Below are 11,842 nucleotides of genomic sequence, written 5' to 3'. Positions count from 1 at the left end.
GTTTTTGTATGGTCCCGTTGTAGCCCGGGGCGGGCCTATAGAACCATTCGACGATGGTAGTAACAAGTCCCTACAAAATGTCGGTACTAACGTGCAAGACCCATCCACACATGAATTTCAGTGAATACCTGTTTTTGTCACCAACATAGATCCCCCATGGGAGCGAGCCTGCTCGCGATGACGCCAGCCAATCCAAAACAGATCCAACAGGAAGTCTTCGACTCCTGGCGATTATTACCAAATCCACCAAAAGTCTTTATCAAAACCCGGTCTGTTTGCATCCACCCCCACTCCCTAGAATCCACCTCGCCAACCGGCAAATACGATTGACGCAACACAGCCCCCACGAAGGCCGTTAATCAAACTTCCCAAACCTGCTCCACACGCAACCCCAAAAAGGTTGCGTGCCCCCACTCGACCTCAGAAAAGGTGAAATCAGATGAAAGCTTTATGGGTTCTGGTCCTCGGCAGCCTCAGCGCAATGGCGATGGCAGACGAGGCCCCGACCGATGTCGCTCAGCAAAAACCTGCCATTGAGGAATACACCTACTCCACCCACCTGGACATCGCCAAAGTCATTTCCATGAGCGCGGTCCCGGATGTCTGCGAAGTGGTCCCGGCAAAAATGGAATACCAAGACTCCAAGGGCCAACTCCATATCCTGCGCTACAGCGTCATGGGCAACGGTTGCTCCAACGGCTAACCAGTGTGTGAACGAACCAGGAGTTATCCACTTTGAAATACAAACTGTTCTGCGCCTTGGCCCTGTCCGTACTGGCCGCCAATAGCTTCGCCGCCGACGGCTTCGATCACACCGGTTCAGCCGCCGCAATGAACCGTCACGACCTCGCCAACGCCGCCACGGTCGATACCGACCACCACGCCCCTACCGATCCGAGGACCGTCGCCGCCGATGGCAGCGACCGCTCCGGCTCGGCCCATACCGATTGATCATTATTGGCAGTTTCCATGGCCCGACTCCGGTCGGGCCTGGTTGTGTCTGGAACCGAAGAAAACCCTCCCCAAACACAACATGTAGTGTAAAAACGCAAAAACAGGTCGTTTTTTGATCAAAAAAACACGCCATCCGATTCATGCAAAAAAAATCTATAACCGCCAAAGCCTTGTAAACCCTCGCTCCAACGCGAATCAGCCCCCCACCGCGCCCTCCGTGGGCGATTTCGCCGCACCACGTAGGCAAAAAAGTCCTTATAATGCCGCCTTAAACGGGCCTGCAATATTCCCTTACAGGGGATCAAGCCAGCCTGAAGCCCACGCAAAGGCCCCTCGCCTCTTCGCGTTCACAGCCGCTTCAGCATGACCCGTACATTTTTCTGTTTATTGCCTGCGTCAGCTGCAAGAAACGATTTTCCAAGATCCACCGCCGCCAGCAGGCCTTCACCAGGCTTCTGGCCCTCACGCAGGAGACGACACGTCATGCTGAGCTGGGACGAATTCGACAAAGAAGACGGCGAAGTCGCTGTAAAAGGCGCCAATGCCGGCCACGCTTCTGAAGCCAACATGGACCGCCTCGACAGCGCCGGCGGTGCCGCCGCGCTCGAAGCCCGCGCCGTGACGGCCAGCGACTCGGCCGCGATCATTCGCGCCAAGGCCGCCCTCGATAAACTCGACGTTGCCGAAGGCCTCGCCGAACTCGAAGGCGCCTCCGCCCGTGTCGCCGTCGATGAAAAGCGCATGATCAACTGCCGCGCCGACCTCAACCAGCTCGTGCCGTTCAAATACGACTGGGCCTGGCAGAAGTACCTGGACGGTTGCGCAAACCACTGGATGCCGCAAGAAGTCAACATGACCGCCGACATCGCCCTCTGGAAAAACCCGGAAGGCCTGACCGACGACGAGCGCCGCATCGTAATGCGCAACCTGGGCTTCTTCTCCACCGCAGACTCCCTGGTCGCCAACAACCTGGTCCTGGCCGTATACCGCCTGATCACCAACCCGGAATGCCGCCAGTACATCCTGCGCCAGGCGTTCGAAGAGGCGATCCATACCCACGCCTACCAGTACTGCATCGAATCGCTGGCCATGGATGAAGGCGAAATCTTCAACATGTACCACGAGATCCCATCGGTCGCGAAGAAAGCCGCCTGGGGCCTGAAGTACACCCGTTCGATCTCCGATCCGAAATTCGAAACCGGCACCCCGGAAACCGACAAAGAGTTGCTGCGCAACCTGATCGCCTACTACTGCGTCCTGGAAGGCATCTTCTTCTATTGCGGCTTCACCCAGATCCTCTCCATGGGCCGCCGCAACAAGATGACCGGCGTCGCCGAGCAGTTCCAGTACATCCTGCGCGACGAATCCATGCACCTGAACTTCGGCATCGACGTGATCAACCAGATCAAGATCGAAAACCCGCACCTGTGGGATGCCGAGATGAAGGAAGAAGCGACCCAGATGATCCTGCAAGGGACTCAGTTGGAGATCGAATACGCCCGTGACACCATGCCTCGCGGCGTATTGGGCATGAACGCGGCGATGATGGAAGACTATCTGAAGTTCATCGCTAACCGTCGTCTGTCGCAGATTGGTCTGAAAGAAGAGTATCCAGGCACGACTAACCCGTTCCCTTGGATGAGCGAGATCATGGACTTGAAGAAAGAGAAGAATTTCTTTGAGACGCGGGTGATTGAGTATCAGACCGGTGGTGCGCTTAGCTGGGATTGATGTCGAGAGAAAAATCCCAAGCTGGCCTGTCAGCTGACGCTTAACTAAAAACCCCGTGAAAACGGGGTTTTTTGCATTCTGTCCTACACGCCCTGGCCACTGGTGGGTGAATAGCTGCGATTTTGAATTGAAAACATTCAGTGCAACCCACCTCTCCACCCGCTATTAATACCCTCCTCTACTCAAGGACCCGAGCCCGCCATGAAATTCGACCTCGCCTACTGCCGCAGCCTCGACGACAAGTTGTCGATCTATGACGTGCGCGATTTGAATTTTGACGAAACGGTGGATTTCGATTCGGCGAAGGAACAATTCCAGTGTCCCAACGATGCCTGTCGAGCGGCGTTCGATGCGGCGAATGTGCTGGTGACGTTCAACGCCAAGAATGTGAATTACGTGCGCACACCGCACTTCAAGAACACCCCCAGTACGCGGCATGTCGAGGGTTGTCCTTATGCCAGCCTGAAAACTCCGACAAGCCTGGAGACGGACGCGTCGGAAGCGGATGACGGTCGGGAGGAACACTTTCCTTCGGAGCTGTTACTGACCCGGCGCGAGTATGTGCGCAAGCCTTCCAGACCGGCAGTGGCGGCGGACGTGACGCGCGATGAGCGAGTGCCTTCAGCCGCCAGACATGGCGAGCACACCAGCCGTGATTCGGCGCCGGACAAGACCAGTGTCTTCGCCCATCCGGTGGAGTGCTTTGTATCGAACTTCGCGGACAAGGACCTGCTCAAGCGTAGGCCGCTGAAGATTGGCGAGCACACGGCGCCCTATGCATCGTTCTTCAAGAAGATCGAATACCTGCTGGACAACAAGGGGCTGATCTACTGGGGCAAGATCAAGAAGATCGAGGATTATCACAGCGCCAGTTTTCGTGTCGACTTCGAGCAAAAGGTCTGGGTCAAGTTACCGGGCGAAGCGAAGAAGCGGCCCTATTCGGTCAACGTTTACCTGAGCAAGAAGCTGATCGATCAGTACCGTAAGCGCAAAGCGTTTCTGGAAGAGATCAAGCATGCCGCCGAGAGCGAGCGGGATCTGTACTGCTTCTTCTATGGCGTGACGCCGGAGCTGAAACAGGTGCCAAGCAAGAAAAACCCCGAACAGACGTTCGGGGTGTTCAGCGCCCAGATCGAGAACCTGGATCACTTCATCATTCGTGAAGCGCCGGGGTTGGCCGATAGCTGATCTCGCCTTGGGCTGACAGCAACCCTGCACGCGTCGGTATTCTGTTCATAGTGCATCTTGGGCAAGTTGCCGCTCGAATGCCCACATTTCCCGTTTCACTTCCATACGTCGTGCACAGGCTTTCTGGAGGCTGGGCTCATCCAGGCCACCATAACGCCGCAACCAGTGAATGATCATTTCCTCATCGGGGAAGTAATAGTCCTTGTGCCCCTTGCTGCTTCTCGGCGTGTTGTTCATATCACCATCAAAGCGGCCTGCGGAGAATTCATCAGAAGGCAACGTTCCCCACTCTGCGGCGCAGTCCTCGAAAACCCAGGAGATTTCGTTGATGTGCTTTTGCGCACCGCGATGGCCGCGCTTGTAAAAAACGTACTCATGACAACTTTCCTGGAAGCGGGCCATCATTGGCTCGTCATCGATCCAGTGCAAAAGGTCATATTGCCCGGCGTGGCGCATCAAGCCATTGATCCAACGCTCGGAAAACCGATGAATAAAACCTTCCACGTCAGCTTTTTTGGCGTCAGCGAAGATCATGCAATAACGTGTATGCACGTGGATGACGAACAATACGTGCTTGCGTTGCACAGTGATGGCATGGACCAGCCACTGTTCGGCGAATTCAACCACCTCATCGTCCTCGATAACGGGTGACGGTGGCTTCTCCATGGGAGTGATTTTCTTGCCTTTGTGCACGCGGCTAAAGAAGTTACAAGCCGCTTCGGTGCAATTGAAGATCAACATGCTGTTCTCTGCTTGAAAAGGACTATGCGTCTGTGACCCATTCGATTTCATAGGGCTGACGAACAGCGTCGGAAATCCGTTCTCGTAACTCGTCGCTCAGAACCATCAGCTCCTGATCGCTCAGCAGGTCATAGGCGACCATCAGCCTCAAAGATAGCGAAACTTCTTTGCGTCGACGCCCGTTGAAGGCCATCGCCAGGTCCTTGTCTCGATTGCGTATGAGGCCATACAGCGTTGCGTATCGAGCGTGGGCCGATAGAGCTTCGTTCTGAGCGATCGTCTGGGCATCAGCAAGAACCCCTTGGCAGAAGCGGTCCAGTGCCAGCTTGTAAAGCTCATTGTAATTTTTCCAGTCACTGTCGGAAATCGACATACCACCCTCCTTCGCTAGACACCAGGGTACACCGAGCGCTTGGCTGGAGCAGGCCACTGGTCACCCATCAAAAAAATGAGATTGATCCGGCCTCAAAACAACTGTACAAAAACACAGTATTTTTGAATCCACTGCTTTGGAGTATCCCATGGCCTCTCTCGCAATCAAAACCACCCTGGAACGCATCGCTGTCTATCAATTCACTCCTGCCCACAGCGCACAGGCCCGAGCCATGCTCGGCTGGAGCGTCGAGGAACTGTCCCGGCAGTCCGGGGTTTCGGTCAAGGCTATCCGGCGCTTCGAAGCGGGAGGCGAATTGCTCGATGTGACACGCCTGGCGCTCGCGTTCTGCCTTGAAGCCGAAGGCCTGGTGTTCTTCCCCGGCTTTGCACCGGGGCGTGGCATGAACATCAAGGGCGCCACACCGGATCCGGCGGGACGGCCCGACTACGCGATGATCGAATAGCGGGATCGTTGCATCAGGTATCAGGCCGCGTCAGCCTGGCTTTCATAGGCCGAGGTCTCCACATCCAGCCACCAGGCACAGCCGCGTTGGGGATGGGTCAGGGTGAAGGCTTCGCCCATTTGCGGCGTGGTAATGGACACGTTGCGCTCCCAGGCCAGGGCCAGGATGCGGTCGAAGGGTTCAAACCAGGCATGCATCGCCAGGTCGAAGGTGCCATTGTGAATCGGCAACAGCCAACGGCCCCTGAGGTCGATATGAGCCTGGAGGGTCTGCTCCGGCTGCATGTGGACATGGGGCCAATCGACGTTATAGGCGCCGGTTTCCATCAGCGTCAGGTCAAAGGGACCGTATCGCTCGCCGATGCGTTTGAAACCGTCGAAATAACCCGTGTCGCCGCTGAAGAAGATCCGCGTGCCGCCGTCGATCATCACCCATGACGCCCACAGCGTGCTGTTGCCATCGAACAGACCGCGACCGGAAAAATGCTGCGACGGCGTGGCTATGAACTCGATGCCGTCCACTTCGGTACCTTGCCACCAATCCAGCTGACGAACCTTGCTGGCCTCGATGCCCCATTTGACCAGGGTGTCACCCACGCCAAGGGGCGTCAGGAAGTGCCGGGTCTTGGCGGCAAGCTTGAGGATGGCCTGGTGGTCGAGGTGATCGTAATGGTCATGGGAAAGGATCACCGCCTCGATCGGCGGTAGATCCTCCAGGCTGATGGGCGGTTGATGGAAACGCTTGGGACCGGCCCATTGCACGGGCGACGCACGGTCAGAGAAAACCGGGTCGGTGATCCAGAATTTGTCGCGCAGCTTGAGCAGAACCGTGGAATGGCCAAGACGGAACACACTCTGGTTCGGTGCTGCCAGCAACTCGGCGCGTGTCAGCGGCTGAACGGTGATGGCGCCCGCCGGACGGGTGGTGCGCGGTTTGTGGAGCAGCATGTTCCAGATGATACGCAGCATCTGGCCGAACCCTTCTCGCGGGGTATGGGCGTGATTGCGATACTTCCCTTGTTCGTGTCGGGAGGCAGGGCTGGCAGCCGTACTGTCGGTCGAGGAAGCAGGAATGCTCATGGTGCGATAACTCCAAGGGCGTCGCCGAAAGTGCGCTTCGCCGTTGCGGGACATGGGTGGCTGCGAGGTTTACGCTCAGCCGCTCACACTAAATCTACACCACTCGGTGTAGTTTCTAGATTGCATGAATCCTGGAGGCAAGTAAACTACCGAGTGTAACTCCCCCTTTTCAACCGACGAATGCCCATGACCGTACCGCAACGCCTTACCGAACGAAAACGCGAGGCCATTCTCCAGGCCGCGATTGCCGAGTTTCGCAGCAGCGGTTTCGAGATCACCAGCATGGACAGGATCGCGGCGACCGCCGGTGTGTCGAAGCGTACGGTGTACAACCACTTTCCCAGCAAGGAAGAGTTGTTCGCCGAAATCCTGAATCGTCTATGGAACAGCATTACCGCTGAGCAGGAGATGGCGTACAACCCGTTGGAGCCTTTGCGTGAGCAATTGCGCCGGTTGCTGCAAGCCAAGCTGCGGCTGATGTCGGACGAGAACTTCCTCGATCTGGCACGAATCGCCATCGCTGCGACCATACATTCTCCCGAGCGGGCCCAGAACATGGTTTCGCGTATGGGGCAGCGTGAAGAAGGCCTCACCACCTGGATTCGCCAAGCCCAGATCGATGGACGACTGAAGCCCGTGGAACCGATATTTGCTGCCCAGCAAATGCACGGGTTGATCAAGACGTTCGCATTCTGGCCACAGATCTCCATGGGGCAACCGAGCCTGAGCCTGGATGAACAAGTGCAGGTGATCGAATCGGCTCTCGATATGTTCCTGATTTGTTACCAGGCTTGAGCGCCCCGCCACGAACGCGGTATGAGGATTACCGCCCCGGGGGCGTGTTGACAAATTTCTGGTGCATTTCTGTGGTCAGGCTGTCGATACGCTCGGTCAGTGCCTTGGTCATTTCCGTCAGGCGGGTGTTCTGCTCCAACAATTCGAGTAGTTGCGCCGTATTGTGCGCGGCCTGGGCTTGACGCTCAGTGTTGGCAATGGCCAGGGCTTCACGGTGTTGTGCATCGGCTTCCGCCTGGGCTTTGTCCCGAGCGGCCTGGCGGGTTTGCGCCAGCAGGATCAGCGGGGCGGCGTAGGCCGACTGCAGACTGAACGCCAGATTGAGCAAGATGAACGGGTAAGCGTCGAAATGCACGACGCCCGACAGGTTCAAGCCTATCCAGATCAGCACGATCAGGGTTTGTGCGCCGAGGAACATCGGCGTGCCAAAAAAACGCGCGAACGCCTCCGCTCGCAACGCAAAACGATCATTGCCGAAGGTGGGTCCCAGATGCGCGTGAGGCCGATGAAAACGCAAGTGATCAACGGGAGCTGTGGGGGTGGGTTGGTAAGGGGTCGCCATGATGTTCTCCGCCTGGGACTGGTGCTATAAGGCACTATAACCGCTGGACGACCATCATCTAACCCAGCGCGCTCCGCTGTTGAAACATCAGCGCTGCCGCAAACTACGCCCCAACTCGTCGAACAGAGTCACCACCGAACGCAAGGCGCGGCAGTCTGGACGTGTCAGCAGCCAGAGCGCCGTGTCATATCCCTCCAGCGGTTCGCCGAAGGGGATCAGGCCCTGGTCTTCACCGATCAGAAAGTCCGGCAACGCGGCGACACCCAAACCGGCCCGCGCCAACTCGGCGACTGAGAGCATGCTGTTGCAGCGATAGGCTGGCATCACCGCGGGTAGATGTTGTCGGCGCCAGGCCACGGTGGGGTGATCGGGGAGGAAGTCGTCCGGCGCGATCCAGGTCAGGGACGCCAAGTCATCCAGATTCGCGCCGGGCAGGTAGGCCGGACTCCCGCAGACTCGGTAGACGACATCGCCCAGGTGCCGACCCACCAAATGTTCCGGCGGCGTACGGGTCAGGCGCAAGGCGATGTCGGCATCGCGGCGACTCAGGTTGGCGAAGTCGTTCGAGGTACTCAATTCGAGGGTCAATGCTGGATAGGCCGGCATGAACCGCGCCAGCGCGGGCAGCAGCAACGCTTGCAGGACCGAATCGGTACAGGTCAGACGCACGGTGCCAGTGACCACCTCACCGCCCTGCTCCACACCGATACGTGCCGCCTCCAGAGCCTGTTCGGCGCGCTCGGCCTGTTCGGACAGCGTCTGGGCCAGGCTCGTGGGCAAATACCCGGCACGGCTTTTTTCGAACAAGGGTTGGCCCAGGGCCGCCTCAAGCCGGCGCACCGAGCGGAACACCGTAGACACATCCACGCTCAGCAACCGCGCCGCCCGAGCCAGCGAGCCGCCACGGACCAACGCCAGGATCAGGGAGAGATCGGGATAGTCCAGACGATAGTGCGTCGCTGCATTGATCACTTGGTTAAACGCCAATATTGAGTGCACGAACGCCAATCTATAGTGGCGACCAGGAATCAACAAGCGGCGTGCCCTCCATGAAAATCCAGCGTCCTTTGCACATCGCCCTGATCGGCGACTACGATCCGCAGATAACGGCCCATCGGGCTATCCCCATTGCACTTGAGCTAGCCAGCAGGCAAACCGGCCATGACATTGGCCTTCAATGGTTGGCAACGGATCTGATCACCGACGCTACCTCTCTGGACGACTTCGACGGCATTTGGTGCGTACCCGGCAGCCCCTACCGAAACGAACATGGCGCCTTGCACGCCATTCGCTTTGCCCGCGAACAGCGCCGTCCGTTCCTCGGCACCTGCGGTGGGTTTCAGCACGCCGTGCTGGAATACGCGCGCCACGTGATGGGCTGGACCGATGCCGCTCACGGCGAAACCTCCCCCGAGGCAGAACGGGCGCTTCTGACGCCGCTGAGTTGTGCCTTGGTCGAAACCATCGACAGCCTTCAGCTGGATGCGCAGTCGTTGATGGCCGAAGCCTATGGCCGCCGGACAGTGTTCGAAGGTTACCGGTGCCGCTTTGGGGTCAACCCGGCGTTTGAGCGGGATCTGCTGAGCGACCGCCTGCATGCCGTCGCCCGGGACTCAGCCGGCGAGCTGCGGGCCGTGGAACTGCGGGATCATCCATTCTTTGTCGCAACCCTGTTCCAGCCCGAACGCGCAGCGCTGGAAGATCGCGTACCGCCGCTCGTCAAAGCCTTTGTCCAGGCATGTGCGAGGGAGATGCCATGAACGGTCAGTATTACGCCGTGATTTTCACCTCCCTGCGTACTGCGGGAGATCAGGGGTATGCCGAAGCGTCCGAGCGCATGGTGGCGCTGGCGAGAGAGCAGCCAGGATTTCTCGGCATCGAATCGGCCCGGGGCGAAGAAGGCCTGGGTATTACCGTGTCGTACTGGAGCAGCGAGGCGGCGATTCTGGCCTGGAAGCAACATCCCGAACACAGCGCAATCCGCGAGCGTGGCCGTTCTACCTGGTATGCCTATTGCCATACACGGGTGTGCAAGGTCGAACGGGACTACGCGTTCCAACGCCAGCCCTGACATCCACCACAAATCCCCTGTGGGAGCGAGCCTGCTCGCGATAGCGGTGGGCCTGCCTGCATCCATGCCGACTGTGCCGACGCCATCGCGAGCAGGCTCGCTCCCACAGGATTTGCGGCAAGGAGTCAGCCCTCGACCAATTGCCGCATCGCCACGATTTCCGGCAGGTCGCTGCGTGCCATGTATACCCGCAGAGGTTCGGTGAGGTTGATGCGGTCGTCGATGTTCTGGTCCAGCAGCAGCTGGATTCGCTCGCGCTTGAGGGTCATGGTGCCGTCCGTGGCGGGCGTCCAGACGAATTCGCAGGTAGGAATGATGCCGTCGTCGGCCACGTCCATGCCGAAGGCGTCTTCGCTGAAGCGCACGATGTATTGGCCGGTCTTGCGGTTCAGGCCGACAAAACCCTTGAGTTGGTCGGCGGCCTGGCAGATGAAGGTTGAAGTGGTGCGCATGGTAAACCTCATGGATGCGTCCCGCGGGACGTCTGATCGATGGTTTACACGCAGGGCAGGCAAATGTTGGTTCCGGTTTCCCTCTGCCGGGGAAACTGCTACGACCAAGGGTACTGCAAACCTGCCCGCAAAGGCGTGGGAAAAATCTGTTTCCCACGGTTTTATATCGGTTTGGCGATAGCGCTCAGAGCATTCAGTTGTTAAAAGATAGGTTTTGCACAACGACGAAAGGATCTCGAGCATGCCCGTCACCTTCACCCGTAGCGCGTTGATGCTGAGCCTGTTGCTCGGCTTCGGTCAGACACAGGCCGCCGAGGCGCCGAACCCCAAGGCCTTGGCCGCCCGCCAAGGTATCCCCCATCCGGCGGTGATCGCTCACCGTGGTGCTTCGTTCGATGCACCGGAATCCACCGCCGCGTCCTACAAGCTGGCCCGAGACCTCGGCGCCGATTACCTGGAGTTGGACCTTCAACGCAGCAAGGACGGTGTGCTGTTCGTCCTGCACGATGACAGCCTGCTGCGTACCACGGACGTCGCGACCAAGTTCCCCGAGCGCAAGGACAGCAGCGCCAACGCATTCACCATGGCCGAGCTCAAGACCCTCGATGCCGGCAGCTGGTTCAACACCGCCTACCCGGACCGCGCGCGCCCCGGGTTCGCGGGGCTGAAGATCCTGACCCTCGATGAAGTCATCGACATCGCCGAGAGTAATCCGCAACACAAACCGGGCCTGTACATCGAAACCAAGGAGCCGAAACTGTTCCCCGGCATCGAACGCGACCTCAAGGACAAATTGCAGGACCGCGGCTGGCTGAGTCCGGCCGGTTCCAAATTGGCCAAAAGCGCTACCGGCGTAGGCCAAGGCAAGGGCAAAGTGGTCTTGCAGACCTTCGAGAAGAGCAGCCTGGAACTGCTGCACAAAGAAATGCCGAAGGTGCCAAAGGTCCTGCTGTTGTGGGTGGGCGAAGGCAACATCGAGCCCAAGTCCAAGGTGACATTTGCCGAGTCCGGAGAAACCGACAAGGCGGCCTACTACGCCAAGCAGCAACCCAAGGACCGCGCCGAGTTCGAGAAATGGGTCCAGTACGCCAAGGCCCAGGGCGCCATCGGCACCGGACCGTCCGCCGCGCTGACCCATGGCGGCAGCCAGAGCTATGCAGACCTGGTGCAGCCATGGATGAACCAGTACACCCACGACCAGGGTTTGCTGGTGCATGTCTACACTGTGGATGAGCCGGTGGACTTCAAGAAAGTGATGGATGCCGGCGTGGATGGCATTTTCACCAACCGGGCCAGTGAATTGCTCAAGTACTTCAAGCGTCCCGAAACTGGCAGTGTGACGCAGTTGCTGGAAAAGAACGGTTATTGATCAACTGTGGGAGCAATGCTTGCTCGCGATACGGGCGGTGCGGTTTCAGTACAACCGCATT

General features: G+C 58.4%; 15 protein-coding genes. 9 read left to right on the top strand and 6 right to left on the bottom strand.

Annotated elements, in window-relative coordinates; genetic code table 11:
* Positions 1–439 precede the first annotated feature (439 nt).
* From FGE05_RS20665 to FGE05_RS20650, 4 genes are all read left to right on the top strand, one after another.
* Positions 440–703 carry a DUF2790 domain-containing protein gene (locus tag FGE05_RS20665; protein WP_139647828.1) on the top strand — a complete coding sequence of 88 codons (264 nt, stop codon included), beginning with the start codon at positions 440–442 and terminating at the stop codon, positions 701–703.
* Between the two features lie 32 nt (positions 704–735).
* Positions 736–951 carry a hypothetical protein gene (locus FGE05_RS20660; protein ID WP_139647827.1) on the top strand — a complete coding sequence of 72 codons (216 nt, stop codon included), beginning with the start codon at positions 736–738 and terminating at the stop codon, positions 949–951.
* Between the two features lie 486 nt (positions 952–1,437).
* On the top strand, positions 1,438–2,685 hold the full coding sequence (locus tag FGE05_RS20655; RefSeq protein ID WP_024776511.1) for a ribonucleotide-diphosphate reductase subunit beta: 1,248 nt from the start codon (positions 1,438–1,440) through the stop codon (positions 2,683–2,685).
* Between the two features lie 201 nt (positions 2,686–2,886).
* Positions 2,887–3,873, top strand: a complete 987-nt coding sequence (locus FGE05_RS20650; protein ID WP_139647826.1) for a hypothetical protein — start codon at positions 2,887–2,889, stop codon at positions 3,871–3,873.
* Between the two features lie 45 nt (positions 3,874–3,918).
* Here FGE05_RS20650 and FGE05_RS20645 read toward each other — a convergent pair whose 3' ends face one another.
* Complete coding sequence (locus FGE05_RS20645) at positions 3,919–4,614, bottom strand: hypothetical protein (protein ID WP_139647825.1); 696 nt, start codon at positions 4,612–4,614, stop codon at positions 3,919–3,921.
* 22 nt (positions 4,615–4,636) lie between these two features.
* Complete coding sequence (locus FGE05_RS20640) at positions 4,637–4,987, bottom strand: hypothetical protein (protein ID WP_139647824.1); 351 nt, start codon at positions 4,985–4,987, stop codon at positions 4,637–4,639.
* 148 nt (positions 4,988–5,135) lie between these two features.
* Between FGE05_RS20640 and FGE05_RS20635 the strand changes: the two genes are divergently transcribed.
* Positions 5,136–5,453, top strand: a complete 318-nt coding sequence (locus FGE05_RS20635; RefSeq protein ID WP_024779566.1) for a helix-turn-helix transcriptional regulator — start codon at positions 5,136–5,138, stop codon at positions 5,451–5,453.
* A gap of 20 nt (positions 5,454–5,473) precedes the next feature.
* Here the strand turns inward: FGE05_RS20635 and FGE05_RS20630 are convergent, their stop codons facing one another.
* A complete protein-coding gene (locus FGE05_RS20630; RefSeq protein WP_139647823.1) occupies positions 5,474–6,532 on the bottom strand; it encodes an MBL fold metallo-hydrolase in 1,059 nt (352 codons plus the stop codon).
* A gap of 186 nt (positions 6,533–6,718) precedes the next feature.
* On the opposite strand from FGE05_RS20630, the gene FGE05_RS20625 reads away from it, so the two are divergent.
* A complete protein-coding gene (locus FGE05_RS20625) occupies positions 6,719–7,327 on the top strand; it encodes a TetR/AcrR family transcriptional regulator (protein ID WP_139647822.1) in 609 nt (202 codons plus the stop codon).
* Between the two features lie 28 nt (positions 7,328–7,355).
* Here the strand turns inward: FGE05_RS20625 and FGE05_RS20620 are convergent, their stop codons facing one another.
* On the bottom strand, positions 7,356–7,889 hold the full coding sequence (locus tag FGE05_RS20620; protein ID WP_139647821.1) for a DUF1003 domain-containing protein: 534 nt from the start codon (positions 7,887–7,889) through the stop codon (positions 7,356–7,358).
* Between the two features lie 87 nt (positions 7,890–7,976).
* Positions 7,977–8,924: a LysR family transcriptional regulator gene (locus FGE05_RS20615; RefSeq protein WP_139647820.1), complete on the bottom strand. Its 948-nt coding sequence runs from the start codon at positions 8,922–8,924 to the stop codon at positions 7,977–7,979.
* A 14-nt stretch (positions 8,925–8,938) separates the two neighbouring features.
* On the opposite strand from FGE05_RS20615, the gene FGE05_RS20610 reads away from it, so the two are divergent.
* Both FGE05_RS20610 and FGE05_RS20605 read left to right on the top strand, forming a co-directional pair.
* Positions 8,939–9,649: a CTP synthase gene (locus tag FGE05_RS20610; RefSeq protein WP_139647819.1), complete on the top strand. Its 711-nt coding sequence runs from the start codon at positions 8,939–8,941 to the stop codon at positions 9,647–9,649.
* The gene (locus FGE05_RS20605; RefSeq protein WP_139647818.1) at positions 9,646–9,960 is read left to right on the top strand and encodes an antibiotic biosynthesis monooxygenase; all 315 of its coding nucleotides are present in this window, start codon (positions 9,646–9,648) and stop codon (positions 9,958–9,960) included. Before FGE05_RS20610 ends, FGE05_RS20605 begins: the two co-directional genes overlap by 4 nt.
* A gap of 125 nt (positions 9,961–10,085) precedes the next feature.
* Here FGE05_RS20605 and FGE05_RS20595 read toward each other — a convergent pair whose 3' ends face one another.
* The gene (locus FGE05_RS20595; RefSeq protein WP_139647816.1) at positions 10,086–10,412 is read right to left on the bottom strand and encodes a DUF2025 family protein; all 327 of its coding nucleotides are present in this window, start codon (positions 10,410–10,412) and stop codon (positions 10,086–10,088) included.
* A gap of 241 nt (positions 10,413–10,653) precedes the next feature.
* Between FGE05_RS20595 and FGE05_RS20590 the strand changes: the two genes are divergently transcribed.
* On the top strand, positions 10,654–11,781 hold the full coding sequence (locus tag FGE05_RS20590; protein ID WP_139647815.1) for a glycerophosphodiester phosphodiesterase: 1,128 nt from the start codon (positions 10,654–10,656) through the stop codon (positions 11,779–11,781).
* Positions 11,782–11,842 lie beyond the last annotated feature (61 nt).

The sequence above is a fragment of the Pseudomonas sp. ICMP22404 genome, assembly GCF_006227205.1.
Classification (GTDB): domain Bacteria; phylum Pseudomonadota; class Gammaproteobacteria; order Pseudomonadales; family Pseudomonadaceae; genus Aquipseudomonas.
Note: the sequence above shows the minus strand (reverse complement) of the source record. Positions and strands in the feature narration are given on the sequence as shown.

Coding starts and splice junctions, on each gene's coding strand:
- FGE05_RS20635 (WP_024779566.1), top strand. CDS start 5,136: ATGGCCTCTCTCGCAATCAAAACCACCCTGGAACGCATCGCTGTCTAT.
- FGE05_RS20645 (WP_139647825.1), bottom strand. CDS start 4,614: ATGTTGATCTTCAATTGCACCGAAGCGGCTTGTAACTTCTTTAGCCGC.
- FGE05_RS20605 (WP_139647818.1), top strand. CDS start 9,646: ATGAACGGTCAGTATTACGCCGTGATTTTCACCTCCCTGCGTACTGCG.
- FGE05_RS20620 (WP_139647821.1), bottom strand. CDS start 7,889: ATGGCGACCCCTTACCAACCCACCCCCACAGCTCCCGTTGATCACTTG.
- FGE05_RS20650 (WP_139647826.1), top strand. CDS start 2,887: ATGAAATTCGACCTCGCCTACTGCCGCAGCCTCGACGACAAGTTGTCG.
- FGE05_RS20665 (WP_139647828.1), top strand. CDS start 440: ATGAAAGCTTTATGGGTTCTGGTCCTCGGCAGCCTCAGCGCAATGGCG.
- FGE05_RS20655 (WP_024776511.1), top strand. CDS start 1,438: ATGCTGAGCTGGGACGAATTCGACAAAGAAGACGGCGAAGTCGCTGTA.
- FGE05_RS20590 (WP_139647815.1), top strand. CDS start 10,654: ATGCCCGTCACCTTCACCCGTAGCGCGTTGATGCTGAGCCTGTTGCTC.
- FGE05_RS20595 (WP_139647816.1), bottom strand. CDS start 10,412: ATGCGCACCACTTCAACCTTCATCTGCCAGGCCGCCGACCAACTCAAG.
- FGE05_RS20640 (WP_139647824.1), bottom strand. CDS start 4,987: ATGTCGATTTCCGACAGTGACTGGAAAAATTACAATGAGCTTTACAAG.
- FGE05_RS20625 (WP_139647822.1), top strand. CDS start 6,719: ATGACCGTACCGCAACGCCTTACCGAACGAAAACGCGAGGCCATTCTC.
- FGE05_RS20610 (WP_139647819.1), top strand. CDS start 8,939: ATGAAAATCCAGCGTCCTTTGCACATCGCCCTGATCGGCGACTACGAT.
- FGE05_RS20630 (WP_139647823.1), bottom strand. CDS start 6,532: ATGAGCATTCCTGCTTCCTCGACCGACAGTACGGCTGCCAGCCCTGCC.